The sequence below is a fragment of the Spiroplasma endosymbiont of Lariophagus distinguendus genome, from assembly GCF_023846195.1.
Taxonomy (GTDB): Bacteria; Bacillota_I; Bacilli_A; order Mycoplasmatales; family VBWQ01; genus Spiroplasma_E.
Map to the genome: position 1 here is coordinate 1 of NZ_JALMUW010000029.1, position 12,783 is coordinate 12,783.

11 protein-coding genes are annotated in these 12,783 nt (G+C 25.3%); all 11 read right to left on the reverse strand.

Annotated features, from left to right (window positions below; translation table 4 throughout):
- Nucleotides 1-25: 25 nt before the first annotated feature.
- The gene (locus M0D11_RS03505; RefSeq protein ID WP_252320132.1) at nucleotides 26-832 is read right to left on the reverse strand and encodes an SDR family NAD(P)-dependent oxidoreductase; all 807 of its coding nucleotides are present in this window, start codon (nucleotides 830-832) and stop codon (nucleotides 26-28) included.
- Nucleotides 833-855: 23 nt separating this feature from the next.
- Entirely contained in the window at nucleotides 856-1,497 is a 642-nt protein-coding gene (gene pgsA, locus M0D11_RS03510) for a CDP-diacylglycerol--glycerol-3-phosphate 3-phosphatidyltransferase (RefSeq protein WP_252320134.1), read from the reverse strand.
- A 210-nt stretch (nucleotides 1,498-1,707) separates the two neighbouring features.
- Complete coding sequence (locus M0D11_RS03515) at nucleotides 1,708-3,591, reverse strand: VirD4-like conjugal transfer protein, CD1115 family (RefSeq protein WP_252320136.1); 1,884 nt, start codon at nucleotides 3,589-3,591, stop codon at nucleotides 1,708-1,710.
- A 45-nt stretch (nucleotides 3,592-3,636) separates the two neighbouring features.
- On the reverse strand, nucleotides 3,637-3,765 hold the full coding sequence (locus tag M0D11_RS06850) for a hypothetical protein (RefSeq protein WP_256468397.1): 129 nt from the start codon (nucleotides 3,763-3,765) through the stop codon (nucleotides 3,637-3,639).
- 34 nt (nucleotides 3,766-3,799) lie between these two features.
- On the reverse strand, nucleotides 3,800-5,158 hold the full coding sequence (locus tag M0D11_RS03520; RefSeq protein WP_252320138.1) for an Mbov_0396 family ICE element transmembrane protein: 1,359 nt from the start codon (nucleotides 5,156-5,158) through the stop codon (nucleotides 3,800-3,802).
- A gap of 58 nt (nucleotides 5,159-5,216) precedes the next feature.
- A complete protein-coding gene (locus tag M0D11_RS03525) occupies nucleotides 5,217-5,516 on the reverse strand; it encodes a hypothetical protein (RefSeq protein ID WP_174480067.1) in 300 nt (99 codons plus the stop codon).
- A 366-nt stretch (nucleotides 5,517-5,882) separates the two neighbouring features.
- Nucleotides 5,883-8,570, reverse strand: coding sequence for an Mbov_0397 family ICE element conjugal transfer ATPase (locus tag M0D11_RS07225; RefSeq protein WP_252320140.1), 2,688 nt, complete (start codon nucleotides 8,568-8,570; stop codon nucleotides 5,883-5,885).
- Nucleotides 8,551-8,802 carry a hypothetical protein gene (locus M0D11_RS03535; protein ID WP_174480064.1) on the reverse strand — a complete coding sequence of 84 codons (252 nt, stop codon included), beginning with the start codon at nucleotides 8,800-8,802 and terminating at the stop codon, nucleotides 8,551-8,553. The genes M0D11_RS07225 and M0D11_RS03535 overlap by 20 nt, the downstream gene beginning before the upstream one ends.
- Before the next feature lie 330 nt (nucleotides 8,803-9,132).
- Entirely contained in the window at nucleotides 9,133-10,488 is a 1,356-nt protein-coding gene (gene ffh / locus M0D11_RS03540) for a signal recognition particle protein (protein WP_252320142.1), read from the reverse strand.
- Between the two features lie 149 nt (nucleotides 10,489-10,637).
- Nucleotides 10,638-12,212: a ribonuclease Y gene (gene rny / locus M0D11_RS03545; RefSeq protein WP_252320144.1), complete on the reverse strand. Its 1,575-nt coding sequence runs from the start codon at nucleotides 12,210-12,212 to the stop codon at nucleotides 10,638-10,640.
- Nucleotides 12,213-12,375: 163 nt separating this feature from the next.
- Nucleotides 12,376-12,783, reverse strand: a 408-nt coding sequence (locus M0D11_RS03550) for a recombinase RecA family protein (RefSeq protein WP_498050371.1), incomplete at its 5' end; no start/stop codon positions are given.

Here is a 12,783-nt window from a genome sequence, read left to right on the forward strand (position 1 = left end):
TTAAAATAAAAAATGAAATTCATTATTAGCGATTTTTTTGATAATTATATACTAACTTAAGTACTGTTTTTAAAGGTAATATTCTAATAATAGTTCTTGTAATTTTATTAGAAATTCCTGTAATAATAAAACTTTTTCTTTTTGTTTTTAAGGCTGTTTGTAAAGACTTTTTAGCATAAGTTTCAGTATCTAAAACTGGTAATAATGAACTATAATGTTCTTTATTTCCTTTACCATTACTACTACGATTTCAAAATTCAGTTTTTAATGGACCTGGACAAATTGTAATTACTCTTACTTTACTTTTTGCTCTTTTTAATTCATAATTAACTGCAACACCTAAACTTCAAACATATGATTTAGAAGCATAATAACTAGCAAAAACAGGACCTGGACTAAAAGCTGCCATACTTCCAATATTAATAACACGACCATAATTATTTTTACTAAAACGTTGAACAAATAACTTTGTTAAAATATGTAAACAAGAAATATTTAAATTAATCATATTTAATTCTTGTTCTAACATACTATCTGCAAATGTTCCTCAAACACCATAACCAGCATTATTAATAACTACTGTTACATTTAATTCTTTTGATAACTCAAATAATTTATAAATATTTTTTAAATCAGATAAATCTAAATCATAATTTTTAACTTGTAAGTGTGGATACTTATCTGCTAATTCTAATATTTTTTTACTATCACGTGATACCCCTAATACGTGATAACCTTGTGCTAATAATGCTTGACAGTAATAATATCCCAATCCTTTAGACGCTCCTGTAACTACTGCTCACTGATTCAAAACAATTACTTTATTTATCATTTATATTAATACTCCTTTTATTTTTAGATATTAAACAATTTTTTACTATTTGAACTAATATAATTATAAGCACTAAAAATACTTAATACTGTAGCAACGTACATTGGTATCATTACTAATTGATTAATTAAACCATATTGATCATTATTACTATGACCATTAACACTACCATTTAAAAATCGTCAATTAATAAAAAATAAAATTGTAATTCCTAACATTTGTAATGCTGCCTTTATTCTACCATATTTATCAGCAGCCATTACTGTACCTTTAGTAGCCAAAATTTGACGAACTACATCAATAATAAAATCACGTAATACCAAAATAATTACCATTCAAACGGGAATTATAGTAGCACATGCCATTACAATTAAAACACCATTAGTTAAAAGTTTATCTGCAATTGAATCAAAAAATTTACCAAAAGTTGTTACCTGATTAAATTTTCTTGCTCATCATCCATCAATAAAATCACTAATGGCAGCAATAATAAATAAAATTGCTGCTATTAACCAACTAATCGGTAAACTATAACTATTAATATTAATACTTGTTATTCAAAGATGATAAAAATTATCATTATCTATTGGACCGATAATCATTAAACTAACAATAATTGGGACTAATATTAATCTTATTAAAGAAATAATATTGGGAACATTCATATTTAAAATCCTTTCATATAAGTTTATTTATAATATTTAATATTATTATGTACTTACCTTTTTTAGCATAATTTATAAAAAGTAAAACTTATATTTTTGATCTATTCATGAAATAAGTATATCGTTATTTTCTATATCTATCAATAATATACATTTATATATTAAAATAAATATTCTTTTATATACAATTTCTTAACTATTGTTTGTTTTTTATTTTTCTGATTTTTCTCTTTTGGCAGCAGCTTGTGGATTTTTTCTTTTCTCAATATAATAGAATAAACCAATATAACTTAAATAATAATCTTTATTAAAATCAATTAAACGTGAAGCATTTGTAACAGTTGCTTGTCCTGCCGGTTTACTTCCTCATTCATAAAACGGAATTAAACGTGTTTTTGCTGGATTATGTTTTGCTAAAAAAATAACAGCAGTATCAAAATCTAATTTCATTAACTCACTACCTGTAATTAATTTTTTACCTTGTAATGATGAATTAATATTATCAGCTTTTTTATCTTTATTACCAGAATGGCTATAATTAATAATTGTTTTTTCACCGAACATATCTGAATATTTATTAGCGGTTTGTAAATCCATAGTTTGCAAAAAAGTATGCAAAATACAGTTATTAAAAATAGTTTCTGCTGTTTCTTTACCATATTTTTGTGTTAATTGTTGTAAATCTTGCATAATCATCATGAAAAAAATATTACGACTTCGTGCAACAGTAATCATTTGTGCCATACTAGCAATCGTTGGTATATTACCAAACTCATCAAATAAAAAGTATAAAGGACGTGGTAATTTAATATCAGGTAAAGTACTTGCATAACGAATTGTATTTTTATATAACTGTGCAATAAACATTGATACAAAAGCATTACGTTCATTACTTTCATCAGGAACAACTAAGAAAACAGCACTTGGTTTTTTTACAATTTCATCTAAATTTATATCATTACTACAACTAATATTTCGCGTCACTGGATCAGTAAATAAACGTAATCCATTAGCAACCATTTGACTAATTGATCCCGCAGTTTCTTCAGCACCTTCTAATGCACCTAAACCAATTTGACGAGCTAAACTATGAGTTGGCATTTTTTTTAGAATTTCAACATATCGTTGACGATTAGTAGCAACAATAGCAGCATTTGACATACTAAAGTATTTTAAAGGAACATCAGGTTGATCTTCAAGTTGTTCTAACATAAATAACATAATTGATTTGACAACTTGCATCGCTGATTGATTTCAAAATTTTTGTTTTGGATCTGATTCAGGAAATAAAGCTTCAACAATATCATTAATTCATGATAATGCCATTGATTCATAAGTAATTGATTCATTTAAAGGATTATTTTCTTTTTTTAAACGCATTGATTCTACATAAAAATCATATACTTTAACAAAAGGATTTCATGAATTAGATACTGATGTATCACGTAAATTAATAACATAAACATCGTAACCATTATCTTTTAATATTTTAGAATGATTTTGAAATAATTCTCCTTTTGGGTCAGTAATAACCATTGATGGTTTAATTTTCGATTGGGCATTTAAATATATAGTTGGAATAACTAATTTTTGAGTTTTACCACTTCCTGTTCCCCCAATTACAATATTATGAGCATCAGACTTAATATTAAATTGGACACCACCAATTTTAGTCTTTGTTGTTTGAACAACAATACCATAATCATTTTCAACAGTTTTTGATAAAGGAAAAGTATTAGCAATTTCAGTGGGTGTTAATCAAGCAGCAGATCCATACACTTTATTTTTTGAATCACGTAAAAAGCGACTTTTATTATGAGTTTCACGATAAATTTTATATTTATGAATCATAACGTAAGATAATAAAACTGAAAATTCAATAAAAAATAGAATTAAAAATATTAATCAATAATTAATAACATCCTGTATTAAAAATTTAAGTGTAAATGGTTGTTGATTATCTCCACTATGAGAAAACATGTTACGAACAAAGACTAAAGCATAAACTAATAAAGTATTTATTAATACTAAAAAGGGTATAACAATTATAATTACTGCTGGTAGTACTCATTTTTTTTGACGAATAAATTTCATTTTTATGTTCCTTTATTTTTTATATATTTTATAATAATTTATATTTTACCCATATTGGGAAATAACACCAGCAATACCTGATATTATTAATAATAAAACACCAATAGTTACATTACGTCTTCAACGATAACTTTTTTTCTTTTTAAATTCATTTTTTGTTTTTTTAAATTTCATGATTATTTCTCCAAGATTTTAATATTTTACTTTTTTATTCATCAGGATCTCCTCTTCTTGCACTCTTTCTAGTGTTATTTAAATTTACAAAAGGTTCAACAAAAGCACCCTTAGCCATATTATTTAATCCAACAAAAGGGCTTTTTAAATTATTTTTTGTATCTTGTCATTTAGTACCTTGATCATGAGAATTTTGAAATTTACCAATTCCTTTAGCAACTCCTTTAATACCTTTACCTAAATAACCTGTGATACCATTTTTTAATAGTCCATTTGCTTTCTTTTGACTACCATCAGGATTTCTTCCATCTTTAGCACCACCAAATGCAATTTGTTTCCCAAGTTTTAATGCACCAGCACCACCTGCTGCAAGGCTAGCAAAAGTCCGAGCTTTACCCATAATATTTCCAGCAATAGCTGCTCCATTAGAATCAATAGCACTTTGTACACCTAAGTTTTGTGTTACTAAGTGATTAATAATTTTTTGAGTTCTTAAACAACTAATAGCACCGGCTGTACAAAATAACGTATATAAAACTTGTTTTTCAAGTCAACTAAAATTAGTATTATTAGTAATATCTAATATTGCCTTTGGTAATATTTGAAGAAAGATATAAATAGGTAACATCGTTCCTGGACCAATAATAAACTTACCTATTACCATTTCTTTTCAAACACCCAATCTTTTTCCTTGATCAACAGGCATCATAGAAGCAACAATTGGTGATATTGAAAATAAAAGTAATAAATCAATAATTCTTTCAACCAACGTCATTGATGCAACAAATAATACATATAAAGTAAATCACACCGCAATAATTTCAAGAATAAAGTTTCAATGTTTTAATTGAGAAATAGGTGGCATTGAATAAACACCAGGATCATGCTGAGCAGCATTAGCATCCGGAGCACCAATACCTCATAATAAATCAGCTAAACTAGCATTTTTTCCTAAAGCTGTAATTTGTAAAACTGCCAATAATCCTGTTATTAAATAATTTATAGTACTCATAAAAAATGGAATGAAAACAATTACTAAAAAAGCTAAAAATGTATTTTTTATAGCTTTACCTAATTTTTCTCTAATTGTATGTGTTTCAGTAAATTGAATAATAATTAATTGCATAATAAACATAATAAGTATTACGCCAATTGAAACAATTGCTAATGCTGAAAAAAATACTGGTAAATTTTTACTATTAAGTGGATCTTTAGTAAAATCTCCAAAAACTAAATTAGTTATCGCATCAGTTGTTAAATAATCAAATATGCCGCCATGACCATGATTAGGTGATCTCAATAAAATATCAATTAAATATAATGGTCCTTGAATGAAAATAAGTCAAGGTATAAATAATAAAGCTCCTAGTATAATATCTGTTAGTCAATCCATATTTTCATCTCTTTTCTCTTCATAACTTAATATTAAGTTAATATATAACTTTCTTTAGTTAGCTAGGAAGAATATTTGGATTACCACCAAAAGCTTGCACAAGAGCAATTATTATTGCTGATGCAGTAATGCCAATAATTGGTGCAATTAATGTATACATAAACGCTTTTTTAATCTCACTTCTACGTTGTGGATCATCACCAGCAGCCGCTAAATCTTTTGCCAATATAATTATTTTAAAAACACTAAATGCAATTAAAGCAGCAATTAGCAATCCTGCAACTGCCGAAACATAAGGTTTTGCTACATCAATGATTTTATTTATATCAGGTCCATCTGATAGATAATTAAAAATCATAAGTTTTTCCTCCTTAAATAATAAAAAAAATAAAATTATTTACTAATCAAAATTGTTTATAAAGCATGAATTTATCTAATAATATAATAAGCCCTATTTTACTCCTTAAAGAGATAAATTAGGACTTACAGTCAAATTCATATGTTATAAATAATGTTGATACACTTTAATTATAGTTGGTTTTAAAATAAAGTAAATAAAAATTTTCAATTTTATCAACTTATTTTTTATTGTTTTATAAAATTTTTTATTTAAATAAAATCATATTAATAAAACTTATAAGTTTTATTAATATGAAAGTATCTTTATATTTAATTTAAAATAAATTAACAATTATTGATGAAATCGATAATGTATAAAAATATACTAATTTTCAATTTCGTTATTTTTTATATTTTTAATTGCTTGTGTTTCAGCATCACTAACATTAATATTTAAACACATACGATATAAACTAGAAATAGCAAAAAGACATTCACCAACTTTAGCACGAGCAATAAAATCAGTTTCATTAGCAGAAATGCCACCATATGAAGAATACAATTCATTTAATGCCGCTAAATCATGAGGTTGTAAATTTAATACTTTTAAATATTGACTTGAGTTAATAATAGCAGTAGTATATTTTTTAATTTCTTCAGAACCAAGAAAATCGTTAATATTTTGTGTAATAATATTTATCATACCTGTATACTTACGAATTCTCTTAACAATTTGATACATAAATAATAATGCTGCTGGAAATTCTTTATCAATAAGTAAATGGGCTTCATCAATAGTAATTGAAATTCATTGTTGTTTATTATTAATTTCATTATCATTTTTATTTTTTCGTACTTCATTTTCAATATATTTCAAAATTAAAAACATTTGAGCGTTAACTAAACGTTTATTCCCTGATTGCGTTAAAGTATATAAATCATAAACTTGTAATAAACTACTGCTATTAATATTAGTATGAGCATTTCATAAATTAGCATCAGTACCACCAGTTGCAAATCTTGATAATATAATTAGTAAATTTTTTAATTCATTTTTACTTCTAATCTCTTCTTCTTTAACCATATCAGATTCAATAATATCATATAAATCTTGAAAAATTGGAAATTGATTTGGTTTTAATAAATGAATTTTTGTTCGAGAAGTAATACCAAATTTTTCATACATTAAATTTACATAAATCATTAATAAACTTGATTCATTTCTCGTTAATCCACCAGTAGCAACGTTTAAAAATTGTTCTAAGAATTGCATATGTGGTGCTAAAATATCACGAGTATTATTATCATTAGTATTATCATCACTCAGTGCCAATGTAATTTGAAATGGATTAATATTACCAGAAGAACCGTCACCAACATCAATTCAACTTCCATCATGATAATTACATAAATCGCGATATTCACGTTCAGGATCAATAACAATTACTTTATGACCAAGCATAATTTGATAATTTACTTCTTTTTTAGAAGTATAAGATTTTCCCGAACCACTAGTACCAATAATTAATTGATTATGATTTTTACGAGTACTACTTTTAGTTCTTTGATCAAAAAATACTTTATTACCACTTTCATTAAATCCAAGAAACAGTCCTTGTTTATCATTTAATTCTTGATTTAAAAAAGGAAAACTAGCACCTATTGTTAAACATGGCATTTCGTGACCTGTTTCTTTAAATCAATCAGCACTATCTGGCATTACTGATAAAAAAGCTTCTAATTGACGATAATATAATTTATCAAACTTCATATTATTGTTTTTTATTTCGTATTCGGCAGTACTAATATTTTGCTTAAGTTGCTTACGATCAGCACCATTAATTAATAAATACATATTAGTATTAAATATTTTTTCACCACCACCAGCAATTTGATCTAATAATTCATTTAATGATTGATAATGATAATCATAATCTCTTCGTTCTGATAATGATTTTGTCATAAAATTTAAAGTTGCTAAATTTTGCATAGCTTTATTCAATTGTTTTTTAGCACTTTCTTCACTGATACTATTAAAAGTAAAGATTAAACTAGTATTCGGAATATTTACTAAATTTGCTAATCAGACTGCTGAAACTTCAAATGGATAATCATATATGTTATAAACAGTTTGAAAACAATTAGCAAATTCTAAATTATTCTTATGAACTAATAATTCTTTAATCGCTAAATCATTAGTTAAATCTTTACTTTTAACAGTTTCTTCTTTTTTTGTAGTAAACATTTCTTCTAACGAAGCATTTTCATTAGAATTTATTAATTTACTATAAACAACCATCATTTCAAAACAATTAATATCACTAGCTTTAACACCACTACGACTGATATAATTTTTAAAAGCATTTAGTTCTTCTTTTAATTTTTCTTGATTTGATGAATAAAAAAATAAGTAAAAAAATGGTTGCGTCATTTCATTTTGATTTTGAATTTCATTATTAGCATTAATTGCTGATATCATTTGAAATTTTCTTGCTAATTTTGCTTTTTCACTAATATTTTCTAAATCAATTTTTTCGAGTTGTTCTTTATAAAAATTAGTTTGCGCAGTTATATCTAAAGGCATATCAATCTTTATTAAAGACATAGAAATATTAATAATTTTAAAAGCTGCAGCTAAATCTTTAATTTTATTTGAGGCTTCTTCATTAGATAATAATGTAATATTAAAACCCTCCAATAATAAAGCTCTAGTATAATTTGTATTTTTCACATTTAATTGCATCACATTCTTACTAATAATTTTTTTAAATGGTACTAATATTTGTGAATTTTTTTCAGATTTATAATAACGATTTTTACTATGAAATTTAAATCATAATAAAATAATTTCTCATCCTTTTTTTCTTGGCTGTCAATAAAAAGTAAGCGGAATAGTAGCACAACCAACTAAAATAATAGCTAATATTTTAAAAATAATATCAATTTGCAACAATAAAATAATAATTGAAGCAAATCCAACTACCATTAAAATAATTAATAAATCAATTAAACCAACACTTCTCCAAATTTGTAATTTTACAAATTTAATAGTTTTAGGAATTAAAAATTTCATTTATCTTTTCTTTTGAAATTTCATTAGAATTTAGCGCTGAATTTGGTTTACTGTTTATTTTCTCTATCTTTATACTATTAACACGCTTCTTAAAGCCACAACGACTGCAATTAACTTGAATATTTATTCCTTCTAAGTAATCAGCTATCAAAATTACTCTACCACATCGATAGCAAGCAAAAGAATTTTGTGGCTTTTGAGCTAATCGAACAGATGTATACGTATCTTTCATAATCATTGTCTCCTAACTGAATTTAATTTGTTTACTAAACACAATTCAAAGTTATCTTGTTCCCTAAATATTATTAAGCAACTGAAAAAGAAAAAATAAATTTTTGCTATATTTTTAATTTAAAATAACCCACTATTTAAACACTATTTTCTTTTTAAAATCTAGTTTTACTTTAAAAAATAAATTAAATTTTTAAAAACAAAGAAGAAAATTTAAAAAAATTTTAATAAAATAATATCTATAAAAACTCAAGAAATCAAAGTTTTATACATTTCTTGAGTTAAATAAATTTTAACAAATTAACAAAAAATAACAAATTTTTTTATTTTTCTAACTTTTTATTAACTTATCTAATCCTGGAATATTTGGCATTTCTCCTTTTTTAATCTGACCAGCAATTTGATCCATAACTTTTTTAGTTTTTTCAAATTGGTTTAGCACTTTATTTAATTCTTTTTCTGAACGACCTGAGCCTTTTAATACTCTTGCTTTTCTAGTTGGATAACGTAAAATTTGTGGCTTTTCACGTTCTTGAGCAGTTGTTGAAGCAATAATATATTCTGCTATTTTTAAATCAGTTTCAGCATCACTAATTTTAGCATCACTAATTTTAGCAGACATACCAGGAATCATTTTTACAAGTGAGCCCAATTTACCCATTTTTTGAATTTGCTTCATTTGATTAACAAGGTCATTCAAATCAAATTGACCTAACATCATTCTATTCATAGTTTCTTCAACATCACGAGTTGAAACTATACTTTCGGCCTTCTCCATTAATGTAGTAAGATCACCCATTCCTAAAATACGTTCTGCCATTCTTTCTGGATAAAAAACTTCTAAATCAGTTACCTTTTCACCCATTCCTAAGAACTTAACAGGAATCTTTGTTAAATAAGAAATTGAAAGAGCTGAACCACCCTTAGCAGTACCATCTAATTTAGTGATTATACTTCCAGTAATAGGAATAGTATTATTAAACTCAATAGCAACATTAATTATATCTTGTCCTGCCATACCATCACAAACAAGTAAAACTTCTTTTGGTGAAGTAATTTTTCTTATTTCTGCTAGTTCTTGCATTAATTTTTCATCAATGTGTAATCTTCCAGCTGTATCAATTAATATTACATCAAACTTATTTTTATTAGCATATATTTGAGCATTTTTAACAATATTAGTAGGAGTTTCATTTTTTTGGGAAAAAACTTCAATATTCAATTGTTTTCCTAAAACTTTTAATTGTTCAACAGCAGCTGGACGATAAATATCTCCTGCAACTAGTAAACATTTTTTTTGATATTTATCTGTTAACAACTTTGCTAGTTTAGATATTGTTGTTGTTTTACCAGAACCTTGTAAACCAACTATCATAATAACAGTGGGATTAGTAGATAAATCTAATTCAACATTCTTAGTACCCATAATCTTTGTTAATTCATCATGAATAATTTTAATTAACATTTCTTTTTGATCTAAGCCTTCTTTAATAAATTCACCTTTTGCTTTATTAATAATTTCATTAGTTAAAGTTTTAACTACTCTAAAATTAACGTCAGCCTCTAACAAAATTAATCTGAATTCTTTAATTGTTGCTTCCATATTTTCCATGGTTAAAGTTTTTTTACTTAAATTTTTTTCTAATGTTTTTTGTACTTTTTTTGACATAATGTCAGCAAAACTCATATTTATATTCTCCTCTATTTTTAAGACTATATTATTTTAACACTAAAATAATAATGAAAAAATAAATTAAACATAAAAAAATAAATATTTGAATTAACAAATTATATATTTTATAAAGTTAAAAAGAGAACCTAAGGGTTCTCTAAAAATTAATTAATTAATTCTGTTGCTCTTACTTCACGAATAACAGTAATATGAATATCGCCTGGTATTGTAATCATTTGTTCTAATTTTTGTTTTAAGTTTCTTGCTAATATATGAGCATCAAAATCATTAATAACTTTAGGATCAACAATAACTCTAATTTGTCTTCCTGCCTGAACAGCATATGCTTTTTCTACGCCTTTAACAGATTTACACAAATCTTCAATTTCTTTAATTCTAGTTATAAATTCTTCTAATGAATTATTTCTTGAACCAGGTCTAGCTGCTGATAATGTATCAGCAGCTGAAACTAAAGAAGAATAAACATTATCTTTTGCAACATCACCATGATGAGAATGAATAGCATTAATAATAATATCACTTTCACCATATTTTTTTGCTAAAATCACACCATTATAAACATGTGAACCTTCTAATTCATAATCAGCAGCTTTACCAATATCATGTAATAAACCAGCACGTTTTGCAATATTAACATCTAAACCCAATTCAGCTGCCATTGCTCCTGCAAGTTTGGCAACTTCAAAGGAATGCAATAAAACATTTTGCCCATAACTTGTACGATATTTTAATCTTCCAATATAAGATACTAACTCTGGTTCAAAACCAGTTAATTTTAACTCATCAATAATTTTTTTACCATCAACTTTAAAACCTTCATTTAATTCCTGCTCATGAAATCTCAAGATTTCTTCAATTCTAATTGGATGAATTCTTCCATCTTTAACTAAATCTTCTAAAGCTCTAGTTGCAATTTCTCTTCTGATCGGATTAAATGAAGAAATTTGAATTGTTTCTGGCGTATCATCAATGATAATATCTACACCCGCTGTTAACTCAAAAGATTTAATATTTCTACCCTCTTTACCAATAATTCTGCCTTTCATTTCTTCATTAGGTAACTTAACATATGATACTGACTTATCAACAATAAAATTACTTGCATAACGTTCTATTGCTTCACTAACAATATTATTGGCTAACTCTTTAGATTGAAGTTTAATATTATATTCATGATTTTTAATAATTTTATTAAATTCTAATGATAATTTTTCTTTTAATTTACTAAACAATTCATCTTTTGCTTCATTTCGACTCATACCAGAAATTTTTTCTAATTCCATAATAATTTGATCAATTTTTTGATGATATTCTAATTTAACATTTTTTACAATTTCACGTTGATGATAAAGATTTTGTGTTTGTGTTTCAATTATTTCTTCACGTTCACTTAATTTGCGTTCTCTTTTATTTAAAAGTTTCTCATATTCTAAATTTTGTTCTTTACGATATTCAATCTCTAAATACAAATCTTTTTTCATTTTACTTATTTCAATTTTTGCATCGGCTCTTGAGGATTGAATTAATTTTTGAGATTCTTTTTCTCTCTTTAAAATATTAGTAAAACTTTGTTGTTCTTTAATTTTTAAATACATTTTTCTAATTAGAAATCCAGCAATTATCCCTACTATCATTGCTAGAAAAATTGATATACCTACTCACATTCCAAACTGTTGACTACTTATATTTGATAATATAGCTAACATATTTTTTTCCATTTATATTTCTCTCCTTGCTGTAAAACACCTACAAGAAAAAGAATCCTTACACTCAAAAACTTAAATAAAATTAAAATTTTATATTTTTCTTCTTTAATATCTACACACAAATAAGTAGGATAATAATCCTACATTAATTTTAGCATGTTTTAAATATTAATTTTTAAAACTTGATTCGTTCCTTAATTTGTTCTAAAAGAAAAGTATTTGCTTCTAAACTTTCTTTTGCTTTTACTTTTCCTTGTCCTAATTTTACATCTTCATAAGTGTATCAACCACCAGATTTATTAATAACTTCTTTCTCAACAGCAATTGTAATGATTTCACTAATTTTTGAAAATCCTTCTTCAAAACAAAAATCAAGACTTGCTGTTTTAAATGGTGGTGCTACTTTATTTTTTACAACTTTTATTTTTATTTTATGACCAATTATTTGATTACTTTTGATTAATTGTTCACCTTTACGTACTTCTAGTCTAATTGTACTATAAAAACGTAATGCTTTTCCTCCGGGTGTTATTTCAGGATTACCATATATAATACCAACTTTTTCTCGAATTTGATTAATAAT